Origin of the sequence: Aquabacter sp. L1I39 (assembly GCF_017742835.1) — a bacterium.
Taxonomy (GTDB): domain Bacteria; phylum Pseudomonadota; class Alphaproteobacteria; order Rhizobiales; family Xanthobacteraceae; genus L1I39.
This window is the reverse complement of the sequence record NZ_CP072392.1, coordinates 4,487,597-4,502,637: the sequence shown is the minus strand read 5'-3', so window position 1 is coordinate 4,502,637 and position 15,041 is coordinate 4,487,597. Positions and strand designations below refer to the sequence as shown.

Annotated in this window: 11 protein-coding genes and 2 riboswitches; all 11 genes read right to left on the bottom strand. The window is 68.4% G+C overall.

Annotated elements, in window-relative coordinates; genetic code table 11:
* Positions 1-23: 23 nt before the first annotated feature.
* Positions 24-1,592 carry an aminomethyl-transferring glycine dehydrogenase subunit GcvPB gene (gene gcvPB / locus J5J86_RS20405; RefSeq protein WP_209101401.1) on the bottom strand — a complete coding sequence of 523 codons (1,569 nt, stop codon included), beginning with the start codon at positions 1,590-1,592 and terminating at the stop codon, positions 24-26.
* Between the two features lie 181 nt (positions 1,593-1,773).
* Entirely contained in the window at positions 1,774-3,117 is a 1,344-nt protein-coding gene (gene gcvPA / locus J5J86_RS20400; protein WP_209101398.1) for an aminomethyl-transferring glycine dehydrogenase subunit GcvPA, read from the bottom strand.
* A 22-nt stretch (positions 3,118-3,139) separates the two neighbouring features.
* Complete coding sequence (locus J5J86_RS20395; protein WP_209101396.1) at positions 3,140-3,613, bottom strand: OsmC family protein; 474 nt, start codon at positions 3,611-3,613, stop codon at positions 3,140-3,142.
* Positions 3,614-3,656: 43 nt separating this feature from the next.
* The gene (gene gcvH / locus J5J86_RS20390; RefSeq protein WP_209101394.1) at positions 3,657-4,034 is read right to left on the bottom strand and encodes a glycine cleavage system protein GcvH; all 378 of its coding nucleotides are present in this window, start codon (positions 4,032-4,034) and stop codon (positions 3,657-3,659) included.
* Positions 4,035-4,037: 3 nt separating this feature from the next.
* Positions 4,038-5,195 carry a glycine cleavage system aminomethyltransferase GcvT gene (gcvT, locus tag J5J86_RS20385; protein WP_209101391.1) on the bottom strand — a complete coding sequence of 386 codons (1,158 nt, stop codon included), beginning with the start codon at positions 5,193-5,195 and terminating at the stop codon, positions 4,038-4,040.
* Between the two features lie 57 nt (positions 5,196-5,252).
* A riboswitch (glycine riboswitch) is annotated at positions 5,253-5,357 on the bottom strand.
* Between the two features lie 2 nt (positions 5,358-5,359).
* Positions 5,360-5,468: riboswitch (glycine riboswitch) on the bottom strand.
* A 178-nt stretch (positions 5,469-5,646) separates the two neighbouring features.
* A complete protein-coding gene (locus J5J86_RS20380) occupies positions 5,647-6,564 on the bottom strand; it encodes a hypothetical protein (RefSeq protein ID WP_209101389.1) in 918 nt (305 codons plus the stop codon).
* A gap of 144 nt (positions 6,565-6,708) precedes the next feature.
* The gene (locus tag J5J86_RS20375) at positions 6,709-8,004 is read right to left on the bottom strand and encodes a M16 family metallopeptidase (protein WP_209105478.1); all 1,296 of its coding nucleotides are present in this window, start codon (positions 8,002-8,004) and stop codon (positions 6,709-6,711) included.
* Positions 8,005-8,138: 134 nt separating this feature from the next.
* Positions 8,139-9,524: a M16 family metallopeptidase gene (locus J5J86_RS20370; protein WP_209105477.1), complete on the bottom strand. Its 1,386-nt coding sequence runs from the start codon at positions 9,522-9,524 to the stop codon at positions 8,139-8,141.
* A 150-nt stretch (positions 9,525-9,674) separates the two neighbouring features.
* Entirely contained in the window at positions 9,675-10,406 is a 732-nt protein-coding gene (locus J5J86_RS20365) for a hypothetical protein (protein WP_209101385.1), read from the bottom strand.
* A 54-nt stretch (positions 10,407-10,460) separates the two neighbouring features.
* The gene (gene lspA, locus J5J86_RS20360) at positions 10,461-10,961 is read right to left on the bottom strand and encodes a signal peptidase II (protein WP_209105476.1); all 501 of its coding nucleotides are present in this window, start codon (positions 10,959-10,961) and stop codon (positions 10,461-10,463) included.
* Positions 10,962-10,963: 2 nt separating this feature from the next.
* Positions 10,964-14,041, bottom strand: a complete 3,078-nt coding sequence (ileS, locus tag J5J86_RS20355; protein ID WP_209101382.1) for an isoleucine--tRNA ligase — start codon at positions 14,039-14,041, stop codon at positions 10,964-10,966.
* Positions 14,042-15,041 lie beyond the last annotated feature (1,000 nt).

The following is a 15,041-nucleotide window of genomic DNA, read 5'->3' as shown; positions in this document are numbered from 1 at the left end:
CCAGCTTCCAGCGCGTAAGCCGCCTATTCCGCCGCTTGCGGCAGCGCCGCCGGCTTTGTCCAGCGCAGCACCGGGGAGCGGGCGGCGCGGGTTTCGTCCAGGCGGCGGCGCGGGGCGTAATGGGGGGCGCCGAGGAAGCGCTCCTTGTCCCCCGCCTTGGCGGCGAAGGCGAGATCGCGCAGGGCACCGATGAACAGGTCCAGGGTGGCCTTGGACTCGCTCTCGGTGGGCTCGATCAGCATGGCGCCGTGCACCACCAGCGGGAAATAGACCGTCATGGGGTGGTAGCCCTCGTCGATGAGCGCCTTGGCCACGTCCAGCGTCGAGAGCCCCGTGCCGGCGAGCCAGGCATCGTCGAACAGGGCCTCATGCATGGCCGGCCGCTCGCCGAAGGGCACGCTCATCACGTCCTTCAGGCTGGCGCGGATATAATTGGCGGAGAGCACCGCATCCTCGGAGGCCTGGCGCATGCCGTCGGCCCCATGGGAGAACATCCAGGCCAGGGCGCGCACGAACATGCCCATCTGGCCGTGGAATGCGCTCATGCGGCCGAGCGCCTGCTCGGCGCCCGCATCGCCTTCCGCTTCCACGAGGCGCAGGCCATTGCCATCCGCCACCAGCGCCGGCACGGGCGCGAAGGGGGCGAGCGCGGCAGACAGCACCACCGGCCCCGCACCCGGCCCGCCGCCGCCATGGGGCGTGGAGAAGGTCTTGTGCAGGTTGATGTGCATGGCGTCGACGCCGAGATCGCCGATGCGCACCTTGCCGAGGATGGCGTTGAAGTTCGCCCCGTCCGCATAGAAATAGGCGCCGGCTGCGTGGACGGCGGCGGCGATCTCCACCACGTCGGCCTCGAACAGGCCGCAGGTGTTGGGATTGGTGAGCATGAGCGCCGCCACCTGCGGGGTGAGCGCCGCCTTCACGCTTTCAGGGTCCACCGTGCCGTCCGGACGGGCGGGGATGGACTTCACCTCATAGCCGATCAGGGAGGCGGTGGCCGGGTTGGTGCCATGGGCGCTCTCGGGCACCAGCACGATGTGGCGCTTCTGGCCGGACGCCTCGTGGGCGGCCTTGATGGCCATCATGCCGCACAATTCACCGTGGGCGCCGGCCTTGGGGGTGAAGGCGACGCCGCTCATGCCGGTGAGCGTCAGCAGCCAGCGGCTGAGTTCCGCGATGACGCCCAGCGCGCCCTGCACCGTGGACTGGGGCTGGAGGGGGTGCACATCGGCAAAGCCGGGCAGGCGCGCCATGCGCTCGTTCAGGCGCGGATTGTGCTTCATGGTGCACGATCCCAGCGGGAACAGGCCGCTGTCGATGCCGTAATTCATGCGCGACAGGCGCACATAATGGCGCATGGCCTCCGGCTCGGAGAGGCCGGGCAGGCCGAGGGGGGCGGTGCGCTCCAGCCCGCCGAGGCGGGGCGTGAAGGCGGCGGGCTCGTCGAGATCGACGCCGGTCACCTCGGCGCGGCCGACCTCGAACAGGAGGCCCTCTTCCAGCTCAAGGGCCCGGTTGCCGGTGAAGGTATTGGGGCCAGCGGCTTGGGTGGTCTGTGCGGGCGTGGTGGCGCCGCGTCCTTCGCGATTCATGAGCGCACCTCGAACAGTCGGGCGGCAGCCGCCATGGGCGCCGCAATCCCCTCTCCCGCGAAGCGGGGAAGGGTCAGGGAGGGGGAAAAGACCGATGGCGCGCACGCCCCTATGGCCCCCTCCCCGGCCCTCCCCCGCAAGCGGGAGAGGGAGCGCGTCGCGCGAATGGAGATGGCGGCGGTCATGCCAGCACCTCGTTCAGCGCGGCCGCATAGGCGGCGCGATCCTCGTCCGTGGTCACCTCGGTGGCGGCCACCAGGATCAAATCATCAAGCCCCGCCTGGGGCGCGAGGCGGGAATAGGGCACGCCGCCGAGAATGCCCTTGGCGGCCAGCTTCTCCACCACCTCGGCCGCATTGCCGGCCACGCGGATGGTGAATTCGTTGAAGAAGGAGGCGTTCACCACCGCCACCTTGTCGAGGGCGGCGAGCTTGTCGGCCAGATCGCAGGCGGCCGCATGGTTGATGCGGGCAAGCCGCGTCAGGCCGGCTTCGCCCAGGAGCGAGAGATGGATGGTGAAGGCCAGCGCACACAGGCCCGAATTGGTGCAGATGTTGGACGTCGCCTTCTCGCGGCGGATATGCTGCTCGCGGGTGGAGAGCGTCAGCACGAAGCCGCGCCGGCCTTCCGCGTCCACCGTCTCGCCGGCGAGGCGGCCGGGCATCTGGCGCACGAATTTGGCGCGGGTGGCGAACAGGCCCACATAGGGGCCACCGAAATTCAGGGCATTGCCGATGGACTGGCCCTCGCCCACCACGATGTCGGCGCCCTGGGCGCCCGGGGGCTCCACCAGGCCCAGCGACACCGCCTCGGTGAACACCGCCACCAACAGCGCGCCGGCCGCATGGGCCTTTTCCGCGATGGGTTTGAGGTCCACCAGATTGCCGAACACGTCGGGGCTCTGCACCACCACGCAGGAGACGCTCTGGTCGATGGCGGAAAGAATGTCCTCTCCCCCCGCCGGGACGGGGGTGAGGCTCTCCAGCGGCAGGTCCGCATAGCGGCTCACCGTGGCGATGGTCTCGCGATAATGGGGGTGCAGGTTCCCCGCCAGCACCGCCTTGCCCCGCTTGGTGAGGCGATGGGCCATCAGCACCGCCTCGGCGGCAGCGGTGGAGCCGTCATACATGGAGGCATTGGCCACCTCCATGCCGGTCAATTCCGCCACCTGGGTCTGGAACTCGAACAGATATTGCAGCGTGCCCTGGGCGATCTCGGGCTGGTAGGGTGTGTAGGAGGTCAGGAATTCCGAGCGCTGGATCAGATGGTCGACCGTCGCCGGCACATGGTGGCGATAGGCCCCCGCACCCACGAAGAAGGGCACCGAGCCCGCCGGCACGTTGCGGGCGGCGAGGCGGGAGAGCGCGCGCTCCACCTCCATCTCGCCGCGCCGCAGCGGCAGATCGGGCAGCGCCGTCTGGCGCTTGTCGGCGGGGATGTCGGCGAACAGCTCGTCCACGGCGGAGACGCCGATGCGCGCCAGCATGTCGGCGCGATCCTCTGGCGTCAGGGGCAAGTATCTCATGTCAGACTTCCTGGCACCCGCCTCAGGCGGGCGGCAACACGGGGGAAATGACGATGTCCGCGCGCAGGGAATGCCCCACATAGCATTCCTCATGGGCGCGGTGATGAAGGGCGGCGATGTCCTCGGCCGAGGGGAGCTTCTCGCCGGAGAAGCGGGCATCGGGGTTCAGCGTGATGCGTGCCACATAGAGCTTGCCGGAGGCGTTCGGGCCCATCTCGCCCACGGCGGCATCGGAATAGCTGTCCACCACGAAGCCGGCCTTGCGGGCGAAATCCAGGAAGAACAGCATGTGGCAGCTGGCCAGCGCCCCCACCAGCGCCTCCTCGGGATCGATGGCGTCCTCCCGCGAGAGCGGGGGGCGCACCACGAGGGGAGAGGAGGAACCCGGGAAGGACAGCCCGTCAAAGGTCCACATATGGCCCCGGCTGTAGCGGCCGTCCGAGAAGACAGCCTCGCCCCGGCTCCAGGAGATGGTGGCGTTGTAAGCGTGGGCCATGATGCACCTCTTTTTCGACGGGCCGCGCGGGCGGGTGTCCCGCTCAGGCGATGGTTTCCAGGAAGGCCTTGTAGTCCGCCTCGGTCATGAGGCCGGCGAACTGGGCGGGATCAGCGAGCTTGAGCTTGACGAACCAGCCCTTGCCTTCCGCATCCTCATTGACGGTGGCCGGGGCGGCTTCCAGGTCGGAATTGACCTCCACCACCTCGCCGGAGAGCGGCGCATAGACTTCGCTCGCCGCCTTCACGCTCTCGACCACGGCGGCTTCCTTGCCCTGCTCCACGGCCTCGCCGATTTCGGGCAGGTCCACATAGACCACGTCGCCCAGCTGGCTCTGGGCGTAGTCGGTGATGCCAATCACGGCCACGTCGCCTTCCAGGCGGACATATTCGTGATCCTTGGTGTAGCGGGTCTCGGTCATCGGTCAGTTCCCCCGGGGAGCGATGGTGCGGGCATAGCGGTTCGGCACGAACGGCAGTGTGACGACGGTGGCGGGCAAGGCTTTGCCGCGCACCAGGATTTCAAGGGCGGTGCCGGGCGCGGCGAGCGCGGGCGGCACATAGCCCATGGCGATGGGCGCATTGAGCGTGGGAGCAAAGCCGCCGGAAGTGATCTTGCCCACCACCGCGCCATCCTTGGCGATCTCGGCGCCCTCGCGGGCGGGGGCGCGGCCCTCCAGCTTGAGGCCCACGCGCACCCGCGCCGGCCCCTCCTTCAACTCGCGCTGGATGCGCGCCGCGCCGGGAAAGCCGCCCTCCTCCCGCCGCCGCTTCTGCATGGACCAGACGAGACCGCCTTCCACCGGGGAGGTGGTGGGGTCGATGTCGTGGCCGTAAAGGCAGAGGCCGGCTTCCAGGCGCAGGGAATCGCGGGCGCCGAGGCCGATGGGCTTGACCTCCGGTTCGGCGAGCAGCGCCTCCCACACCTTCACCGCCTCGGCGGCGGGGATGGAGATTTCATAGCCGTCCTCGCCGGTATAGCCGGAGCGGGAGATGTGGGCATAGGCGCCGGCCACCGTGGTGGGAGTGGCGCTCATGAAGGTCAGGGCGGCCGCCTCGGGGCTCAGGCGCGCCAGCACCGTCGCGGCCTTGGGCCCCTGCAGCGCCAGAAGCGCCCGGTCCTCCTGGGGGTGGAGGACGACGCCATCGGACAAGTGGGCGGCGATATGGGCATAGTCCGCATCCTTGGTGGCGGCGTTCACCACCAGGATCAGCTTGCCATCCATCTGCGGATCGAGCGGGCGGGTGACCATGAGGTCATCCAGGATGCCGCCATCCTCCGCAAGAAGCTGCGAATAGCGCTGCTGGCCGTGCTTCAGATTGACGAAGTCCGCCGGGCACAGGGCTTCAAGTGCCCGCGCGGTGGTGGCGTGGTCCGGCCCCACCAGCAGGGCCTGACCCATGTGGGAGACATCGAACAGGCCGGCTTCCGCGCGCGTCCAGGCATGCTCGGCCAGGATGCCCTGCGGATATTGCACCGGCATCTCATAGCCGGCGAACGGCACGAGCCGGGCACCGAGAGCGGCATGGGCCGCATGAAGGGGGGTTTGGAGAAGGGAGGCGTCGTCTGCAGCCTGAGCCATTCCGGAATCCTGGGGGTCGCGCCAAAACAAACGGGCCCTTCGGCCCGTGCGGCGCCCCCTCTGTCACCGGAACCTGAGAGATTTCACCGCACCCGGTGGAACGGGCACGGATTACTCCTTCGGTGAGACGCATGGCTTCGCCGTGCGCCTGCTTTCCAGAGGCTCGTCCCCCTGCGGCCCTTTTGCCTGAGCGGTTCCGGGGCGGTTGCGCCTTCGGCGCCGGCGCAGGATCCGCACGATGCGGAAACGGCCGGTCTCTCCCGCAGGGATCGTCCGATTGCCAGCAGAATCCTCTGCCAGCGCCCTCAAGCATAGAGGATCGCCACGCCGCGTCAACGCGGCGCACAAAAACGAAAGCGCCGCCCCGGAGGGCGGCGCCTGGATCAAACGGCTTGCGCCATCGTGTTTCGCCTGCCGGCAGCGGGGGATACCCCGTGCCAGCAGCGCCGGCTCACTGGCCGGGCGCCGGCGCGAAGGTGCCGGGGGGCGGTCCGAACGTGGCCCCGCCGGAGCTGTTGGAGAAGCCGCCCGTGCTGCTGGAGCTGCTGCTCGTGCTGGGCGGCGGGGCAAAGCCGCCGCTGCTGGAGGACGAGCTGGAGGACGAGGACGAAGAGCTGGCTGCCGGTGCGGCAGCCGCGGGCGCGGCGGCGGCAGGGGCCGCTGCGGCAGGAGCGGCGGCGGCGGGCGCGGCAGGGCGCGGCCGGGAGGTGGTGCGCGGACGGGCCGGCTCGGAGCTGCCCTTGGGGTCAAAGCCCACATAGACCACGTACTTTTCCACATCGCCGGGATTGGTCAGCGGGAAGCTCAGTTGGTCCTCGACCACCGAGAACAGAAGCTGGTTCTCGCCCGCCGGAATGTTCAGCGGCACGGTGAAGAACTTGGTGGTGATGGTCTTGGGGTTCGGCCCCTCCTGCACCACAGCGATGCGGATCGGCACGGACAGGCCGCCCGGGGTGCCCTTCTCGCCGAGGATCACCCGGCCCTCGATGCCCACCTTCATGGTCATGGTGGTGCCGTTGATGGCGCATTCGCGGGCGAGGGTCGCCACCGTCGCCTGGTATTTCAGACCGCCATTGCCCGGCACCTGCCAGGTGCCGGCGCCCGTGCGCACGTCCACCACCGGGCAAGAATAGTCCACCGCATTGGCGCCGGTGCCCACGGTCAGGCTGGGCGGGGCCGCCGAAGGGCCGCCGACGCCGGCCACCGCCTGGTCGGAGATGCGGGTGCCGGCGCCCGGCTCCACATCCACGCCGGGGGCGCCGAAGGTGCCCTGGGAATTCCCGCCGCCGGCGCAACCCGCCAAGGCCAGGGACAGTGCGGCAGGCACAAGCAAGCGCACCGGCCAGGTCGCATTGAAGGGCATACGCATCAGGCTGCTCCCATCCTCCTGCTTTTTCGCGGGCATCTATAACAGAATGTTAAGCCGGCGTGGGAGGCCCGGTCCGTTTCCGAACGAAACCGGCGCCCACTATCGCAAAGCATGGTTACCGGCAAAGCGGGGCCCTGCCGCGCCTCACTGGCCGGCAAGGCCCTCGGGCCGGCCCACCACCACGGTGAGCGCCTTGCGCGCGTCGGTGAGACGGCGCGCGACGCGGTTCAGATCCTCCAGGCTCACCGCCTCGATCAGCGCATTCCGCCGGTCGATATAGTCGATGCCCAATTGGTCGATCTGGATCTGGAGCAACTGGCCCGCCACCTTCGAGGAGGTGTCGAAGCGCAGCGCATAGGAGCCGGTGAGGTAGCTCTTGGCTTCCTTCAGTTCCTCGGCGGTCGGCCCCTTGTCCAGGATCGCGGCGAACTCTTCGCCGATGATGCGGATGGATTCGCCCGCCCGCTCATTCTTGGTGGCGGTGCCGGAGAACCAGAGGCCCACATGGTCGAGGGCCACCTGATAGGAATAGACGGAATAAGCGAGCCCGCGCGCCTCGCGCACCTCCTTGAAGAGGCGGGAGGAGAAGGCGCTGCCGCCCAATATGTGGTTGAGCACATAGGCCGGGATAAAGTCCGGATCCTTGCGCTCCAGGCCCACCGTGCCCATCAGCACCACCGACTGGGGCACCGCTAGCGGGATCACATCCACCGCGCCGATGCCCTTGGGGGTCACATCGGCGACCGGGGTGAGGTCCGCCTTGTCCGGAAGGGCGCCGAAAATCTTGTCCAACTCCTGGCCGAGATCCTCTGGCGTGATGTCGCCGACCACCGCGATGCGCAGGTTGGAGCGGGCCAGGGTCCGCTTGGCGAAGGCCTGGAGGTCGGCGCGGGTGATCTTGGGCACGCTCTCCAGCGTGCCGTCCACCGGCCGTCCATAGGGATGGTTCGGGAAGGCGATGGAGAACCAGCGCTCGCTGGCGAGACTGTTGGGATCGGTGGAGCGGCGGCGCAGGCCGGCGAGTTGGGCGGCGCGGATGCGCTCCACCGCCTCGTCGTCGAAGCGCGGCTGCGTCACCGACAGGCGCAAGAGGTCGAAGGCCGCGTCGCGGTTCTCCGACAGGGTGCGCACCGAGCCGCGCACCTCGTCGCGATTGGCGTCGAAATGCAGCTCGATGGCCTTGTCGGCCAGCGCCCGGTGGAAGGCCTCCGCATTCATATCGCCGGCGCCCTCATCCAGCAGCGAGGCGGCAAGGCTGGCGACGCCGGGGCGATCCGCCGGATCCTGCGCGGCCCCGCCCAGGAAAGCGAATTCCATGGCGATGAGCGGCAAGGTCGTGTCGCGCACCAGCCAGGCCTCGATGCCGCCCGGGCTCACCACCTTCGCGATGCGGGTGGTCTTGGACTGGGCTTGGGCGTGGGGGGCAAGGGCAATGGTCATGGCTACCAATAAGAACAAGCCAGCAAGGCCCGCAAGCGCGTATTTCCCGGCCGACAGGCCGTCCGGGAGGCCGGCGCGGCGCACGGCGGAAAAAGAGGACTCGGAACGGCCTGCGGGCGCGCGCAGCGCGCGCCTCACGAACGGTTCTCCTTCGGCGCGGCAGAACCCGACCCGTCCTTGGCCGGCGCATCCTTGGCGGCCGCGGGGGGCTGGGTGAGATAGCCCGTCACCGCGCGGCTCAGCGTGAGATAACGCTGCATGGCCGCCTTCACGTCCTCGGCGGTCACGGCCTTGATGCGGTCGGGCCACTGGTTCACGTCATCCACCGAGATGCCGGTGGCCCAGGCGGCGCCATAGATGCGGGCGAGCGTCGCCTGGTTGTCGCGGGCATAGATGGCGTCGGCGGTCATGCGGGTCTTGGCGCGGGCGAGCTCCAGCTCGTCCGGCCCTTCGGCGGCGAGCTTGGCCACCGCCTCGTCCACCGCCTGCTCCAGGCTTTCCAGGGTCACGCCCGGACGGGGCGAGGCCGAGACGCCAAAGCGCGTCGCGTCATAGGCCGTGCTCTGATACCAGGCACCGGCGCCGGCCGCGAGGCCCTTGTCCACCACCAGCGTGCGATAGAGGCGCCCGGTCTGGCCGCCGCCCAGGATCTGGGCGGCCACATCCAGGGCCTCCGCCTCGCCGGGCTTGGCGGTGCGGTAGGACGGGACGAGATAGGTGCGCTGGAGGCTCGGCTGCGCCACGCGGGGATCGGCCAGCGACACCCGGCGATGGGCCTGCGGCTCGGGCTCCTGCGGGCGGTTGCGCGGCGGCGTGTCGGCGCGGGCCACCTGGCCATAGGTCTTCTCGGCGAGCGCGAGCACCTCCTTGGGGTCCACATCGCCTGCCACCACCAGCACCGCATTGTTGGGCGCATAGAAGCGGCGATAGAAGGCCAGCGCGTCCTCGCGATTGAGGCCCTTGATCTCGTGCTCCCAGCCGATGATGGGATGCTGGTAGGGATGGTTCACATAGGTGGCCGCCTGCAGCGCCTCGGCGAGACGGGCGCCGGGATCGTTGTCGGTGCGCATACGGCGCTCTTCCAGCACCACGTCGCGCTCGGGCAGCACCACCTCGTCGGAGAGTTTCAGGCCGGTCATGCGGTCGGCCTCGAAGGCCATGACCTTTTCCAGGTGCTCCTTGGCCACCCGCTGATAATAGGCGGTGTAGTCCTGGGAGGTGAAGGCATTCTCCTGGCCGCCGAGCCGCGCCACCTCGGCCGAGAACTTGCCGGGCGGGTTCTTCTCGGTGCCCTTGAACATCAGGTGCTCAAGGAAATGGGCGATGCCGGACTTGCCGGGCTGCTCGTCCGCCGAGCCCACCTGATACCAGACCATGTGGGTGACCACCGGGGTGCGGTGGTCGGGGATGACCATCACCTTCAGGCCGTTCTTCAACTCAAACTGGCTCACCTCCGGACCACCGGCAAGCGAGGGCTGGACGGTGGCGGCGGCGGTGCCGGCGGCAATCAGAACGGCCATGGCGATGCGTCTCAATGTCACGATGAAAATCTTTCCGGGCGGTTGCACGGGCGGCCGGGTACGGCCGTCCGCTCACGTCGCTCGCGCAGTCCGGGGCCGGGACGGGGCGGTGGCGCAGGCCATCCCGCCTGTCCCCGCGCGGCAGGAGCCCTATTTGGAACTGGTATTCTGGAGATCGAAGAAGCTCGGGAGCTTGAACGGCTCTTCCTTCTTCTCCACGGTGCCATAGGGCGCATTAGGGGCCGGGGTCTGGTAGCCGGGCGGGGGCTGGGTCAGCGCCTCGCGGGTCGGCTCGCCCGTAAACACCAGCGGCTTGTCCTGGGGGCCATTGAGCGCACCCATGTTCCAACCCTTGAAGCCCAGTTCGCTCGGCATCAGTTCGTCGCGGGCGCGGCCGGTGTTCGGCTCGGTGACGCGGTTTGAGGCCAGCGGCTTGAACTTGGGGTTGTTCAACTGCGAAGGCAGCAGCGGGTTGCCGGGATCGTCCCGGCGCAGCGGCGTCTTGTCGTCGGCCTTGGCGGCCTGGGCACGCTGGAGGTCGTAGTCCTTCGGCCAGTTGGGATTGGTGACGGCCGCGCCTTCCTTGGGCGGCGGCAGCGACGAGGCGGCCGTGCCAGGGGGCACCACCAGCGGCGCCCGCTCGCGATACTGGATGTCGGGCTTTTCGCCTTCCACCACGCCCAGCGTGGCGAGGATGTTCTGGAAGAAGTCGCCATCCTGGGCGCGGGCCGAGGCGCCGGGCACACAAAGGCCGGCCGCAAGCATCACCGCCGGCAGGAACTTCACGCCGGCACTGGACAGGGACGACCGGGCCAGGGACGACCCGACCTCGCCCGTGGCGCGGCGGCGCGTCTCGCCGGAAGGTCTCGTGCTCAGTCGCATGGACATGTCCTCTAGGATCTCTTCCACCCCGCGGTGCCTGCTACGGACCCAGGGTCACTCCCTAGGGCTGGCCCCTGAGGGCGGCGTTTTTGAGGCACGCGCAAAGAGGGCATCATAAAGAAGCAACGCCACGCCCACAACGACCGCCACGTCTGCGATGTTGAACACATACCAGCGCAAGCCGAAAGCGTGCAGGGAGATGAAGTCGAACACCGCCCCATAGACCAGCCGGTCCACCGCATTGCCGATGGCCCCGCCAATGAGCAGGCCCAGCGCGAAGGCCTCGAAGCGGCGGGGCGTGCGGGCCAGCCACACCGCGAACAGCACCGCCGCCACCGCATTGATGGCCACCAGAACCCAGCGCCCGGCCTCTCCCTGGGGGAAGAGGCCGTAGCTGATGCCGGTGTTCCAGATGGCCACGAAGTCCAGGAACGGCGTCACCGTCACCAGCCGCTCGGTCCAGTTCTCCGACCAGTGGAGCACGGCCACCTTGCTCGCCTGGTCGAGGACCAGGGAGGCCAGCGCCGTGAGAAGGCCGAGCCGCAGCGCCGACATGGTCAAGCCGCTGCCTGCGCCGCCGCCAGTTCGCGCAGGGCCTGCGCGTCCCGGGGGGTGACATCGGGATAGTCGGGGTCGGCGCCCACCTCGGTGGACACCTTCCAGGAGCGGGCGCACTTGGTGCCCACGGCCGGAACCGGCTCCACCGCGACGCCCGGCACGTCCTCCAGGCGGAAGGCATCCGCCGGGCCTTCGTCCAGCAGCACCTGCGCGCCGGAGGTGATGCACACCTCCGCCATGTCGACGCCCGCGAGCGCGGCGGCAAGCTCCGGATTGCTCACATGGATGCGGGGCGCGGCCTCCAGCGACGAGCCCATGCGCTTGGCGGCACGCTCCACCTCCAGCGCCCCCAGCACCACCCGGCGCACGGAGCGGATCTTGCGCCAGGTCTCGGCCAGGGCCTCGTTTCGCCATTCCGCCGGGGTCTCGGGGAAGGTCAGCAGGTGCACCGAGCCCTCCTCATTCCCCGTGCGGGCGATATAGGCCTCCTCGCAGGTGAAGGGCAGGATGGGCGCGAGCCAGGTGACGACCCGGTTGAAGGTCTCCTCCAGCACGGTCAGGCAGGCCCGGCGCGTCAGCGAGGAGATGGGATCGCAATAGAGCGCGTCCTTGCGCACGTCGAAATAGAAGGCCGACAGCTCGGTGGTCATGAAGTTGGTGAGCAGCGCGTGCACCTTCTTATAGTCGAAGGCCACATAGGCGGCGCGCACCTGGCCGTCCAACTCCTGCAGGCGATGGAGGACGAGGCGCTCCAGGGCCGGCATGTCGGCGAACGCCACCTTTTCCGCCGCCCGGTAATGGTGCAGCGAGCCCAGCAGCCAGCGGATGGTGTTGCGCAGCTTGCGATAGGTGTCGGCGGTGGTCTTCAGGATTTCCGGGCCGATGCGCAGATCGTCCGAATAGTCGGAGGCGCAGACCCACAGGCGCAGGATATCGGCGCCGGACGCCTTGATGACCTCCTGGGGGGAGACCACGTTGCCCAGCGACTTGGACATCTTGCGCCCGTCCTCGTCCAGCACGAAGCCGTGGGTGAGCACGGCGTCATAAGGCGGGCGGCCACGGGTGCCGCAGCTTTCCAGGAGCGAGGAATGGAACCAGCCGCGATGCTGGTCCGAGCCTTCCAGATACATCACCCGGTCGGGGCCGTTGGGCGCGCGGTTGGCCTTGAGGTCGGCGCGCTTTTCCAAAGTGAAGGCGTGGGTCGATCCGGAATCGAACCACACGTCCAGGATGTCGTCCACCTTCACCCAGCCCTCGGCGGCACGGTCGGCCAGGAAACGCTCCCGGGCGCCTTCCTTGTACCAGGCGTCCGCGCCTTCTTCCTCGAAGGCGGCGACGATGCGGGCATTGACGGCGGCATCCTTCAGGATCTCCACCGCCCCGTCGCCCTTCTCCTTCACGAAGACGGCGATGGGCACGCCCCAGGCGCGCTGGCGGGAGACCACCCAGTCCGGCCGGTTGGCGATCATGCCGGTGATGCGGTTCTCGCCCACCTCCGGCACCCATTGCACGGTCTTGATGCCGGCCAGCGCCCGCTCGCGCAGGGTGTCCGGCACATTGCCCGGCAAGGTGGCGGGGCGCGGCGCGGGGCGGCCGTGCTCGTCGCGGATGTCCTGGTCCATGGCGATGAACCATTGGGGGGTATTGCGGAAGATGACCGGCTTCTTGGAGCGCCAGGAATGGGGATACTGGTGCTTCAGCCGGCCACGCGCCAGCAGGTTGCCGGCGGCGATGAGCGCCTCGATGACGGCCTTGTTGGCATCGCCCGTCTCCCCCTTCTCGGTGATGACGCGCTTGCCTTCGAAGCCGGGGGCCTGGGCGGTGTAGAAGCTGTCCTCATCCACCGTATAGGGGATGGCGGGATTGATGCCGCGCTCCTCCAGCCACCGGCGGTTCTGGGTCCAGATCTCGAAGTCCTCGCGGCCATGGCCCGGCGCGGTGTGGACGAAGCCCGTGCCGGCGTCGTCGGTGACGTGGTCGCCGTCGAGCAAGGGAACGGGGAAGTCGTAGCCGAGGGAAGCGAGGGGGTGGGCGGTAAGGGCACTCTCCAACTCAGCGCTCGAAACAGTGCTAATACGCCGAAAGCCGTTTTCGGCAATTCTCGCTGCCTTAAATACCTCGTGAGCCAATTTATCAGCCAAAATCAGCTTGTCGCCGACCTCAGCCCAATTGTCTGCGGGAGCGTCTGTGATTTCATAGAGGCCGTAAGCGATCTTTGACGAGAACGAGATCGCCCGGTTTCCCGGTAGCGTCCAAGGCGTGGTCGTCCAGATAACGACTGAGGCGCCCCTTAGTTTAAGAAAATTACTTTCAGCACGTGCCAAGTCGGCAGATCCCCACTGGGTATTTCCCCCTTTGGTAGACTTCACCGGAAACTTCACCCACACCGTATCCGACGTGTGGTCGTGATACTCCACCTCCGCCTCGGCCAAGGCGGTCTTCTCCACCACCGACCACATGACCGGCTTCGAGCCGCGATAGAGCAGGCCGTTTTCGGCGAACTTGATGATCTCGCGGGCGATCTGCGCTTCGCCCAGATACGACATGGTGGTGTAGGGGTGGGTCCAGTCGCCCTCCACGCCCAGGCGCTTGAACTCGGTGCGCTGCTCGCTCAGCCAGTGCTCGGCATAGGCGCGGCATTCCTGGCGGAAGGCGATCATGGCCGCGCTGTCGGTCAGGTCCGGCTTGGACTTGCCCTTCTTGCGGTAATTTTCTTCCTCGATCTTCCACTCGATGGGCAGGCCGTGGCAGTCCCAGCCGGGCACATAGTTGGAATCGTGACCCAGCATCTGCTGCGAGCGCGTCACCACGTCTTTCAGGATCTTGTTGAGCGCGTGGCCGATATGGATGTTGCCATTGGCGTAAGGGGGGCCGTCATGCAGCACGAAGCGCGGGCGGCCATGGCCTTCCTCGCGCAGGCGGCGATAGAGGCCGAGCCGCTCCCAGCGCTCCAGAAGCTCCGGCTCCTTCTTGGGCAGGCCGCCCCGCATGGGGAATTCGGTCTGCGGCAGGAAGAGCGTGGCGGAATAATCGGGGGCGCTGGCTTCTGCGGTCTTGTCGGCGGTCTTGTCGGTCATGGTCAGGCTCGATAGGGGTCCGTGCTGCGCGATGGGCGTTGGAGCGTCGGGCCGGGGGTCACGCGGGGCAACCCGATCCCGGCAGGCGCCTTGATCCCGGCCGGCCCGCGCGCGCGTCAGGCGCGCCCAGGGGCGACCGGGCCGGTAATTCGCGCGGCGATGAGCGGACGCGGGATCGCGTGCAGGGACGAAAAAGGCATGGCCGGCTTCTATCAGGCCCCGCCTCGCCGGGAAAGCCTGCCGTGAACGTGGCGTCCAAACGTGGCGTCCAAACGTCGCGTCCATGCACGCGTCAAGAGGCGCGGGGCGCGTTGGGGGCGGGGAGACGGCGCGGACGCAGGTGAGCCTTCCTTGAGCCTTCCTGTCCCCGCCGCCGCATCGCCCCCTTCTCCCATTGCACGGGGCCGCTGCCCCCTCTTCGCTGAGACCTGCCCCACCGGCGCCTCGCCCCCGCGCCCCCTCCCCCACCCTCCCCCGCTTTGCGGGAGAGGGAGCCCGTCGCAGCGGGGGAGAGGTCCGGATGACAGACGCCTGACGGCAGAGCGCCGCCCCGACCAAGCGCACGGAAGTCCCCTCTCCCGCAAAGCGGGGGAGGGATAGGGAGGGGGATGGGCGAGAGTCGCAATCATCGCTCATTAAGAAAAATATCCTAGACCATATTCCTATTTCTACGAGCCTCTGCTAGGGTATGAGCACCTGGCACCAAGGAGGGGCGCGTCCGGAGCGGCCTGATGGGTGGTGCTGGGGGCGGGTGTCCGACGGGACGGGGAATAACGCCCCCCGAACCGTTAGCAGAGGAGGCTGAAGGTCCTGGCGCACCGATCCGGCAGTGGTTCGGCCGGTGCTGATGGGAGAACCTGTCGCCCACGCGGCGCGGGGCCGAGGCCAGAAATCCCCGCGCGGGAGCGGACGGAGCGAGGCTCCGACGTCTAACCCTTACCCAATCTGGCGCGCCGCCGCGCGCCGGCCGCTCCCGCATCCCTCCACCCCTGCCTTTGGC

What these genes read in the sequence shown, in the direction of transcription:
- gcvH (WP_209101394.1), bottom strand. Translation starts at nt 4,034, where the DNA reads ATGACCGAGACCCGCTACACCAAGGATCACGAATATGTCCGCCTGGAA.
- J5J86_RS20375 (WP_209105478.1), bottom strand. Translation starts at nt 8,004, where the DNA reads ATGACCATTGCCCTTGCCCCCCACGCCCAAGCCCAGTCCAAGACCACC.
- J5J86_RS20365 (WP_209101385.1), bottom strand. Translation starts at nt 10,406, where the DNA reads ATGCGACTGAGCACGAGACCTTCCGGCGAGACGCGCCGCCGCGCCACG.
- gcvPB (WP_209101401.1), bottom strand. Translation starts at nt 1,592, where the DNA reads ATGAATCGCGAAGGACGCGGCGCCACCACGCCCGCACAGACCACCCAA.
- J5J86_RS20395 (WP_209101396.1), bottom strand. Translation starts at nt 3,613, where the DNA reads ATGGCCCACGCTTACAACGCCACCATCTCCTGGAGCCGGGGCGAGGCT.
- J5J86_RS20380 (WP_209101389.1), bottom strand. Translation starts at nt 6,564, where the DNA reads ATGCGTATGCCCTTCAATGCGACCTGGCCGGTGCGCTTGCTTGTGCCT.
- gcvT (WP_209101391.1), bottom strand. Translation starts at nt 5,195, where the DNA reads ATGGCTCAGGCTGCAGACGACGCCTCCCTTCTCCAAACCCCCCTTCAT.
- ileS (WP_209101382.1), bottom strand. Translation starts at nt 14,041, where the DNA reads ATGACCGACAAGACCGCCGACAAGACCGCAGAAGCCAGCGCCCCCGAT.
- gcvPA (WP_209101398.1), bottom strand. Translation starts at nt 3,117, where the DNA reads ATGAGATACTTGCCCCTGACGCCAGAGGATCGCGCCGACATGCTGGCG.
- J5J86_RS20370 (WP_209105477.1), bottom strand. Translation starts at nt 9,524, where the DNA reads ATGGCCGTTCTGATTGCCGCCGGCACCGCCGCCGCCACCGTCCAGCCC.
- lspA (WP_209105476.1), bottom strand. Translation starts at nt 10,961, where the DNA reads ATGTCGGCGCTGCGGCTCGGCCTTCTCACGGCGCTGGCCTCCCTGGTC.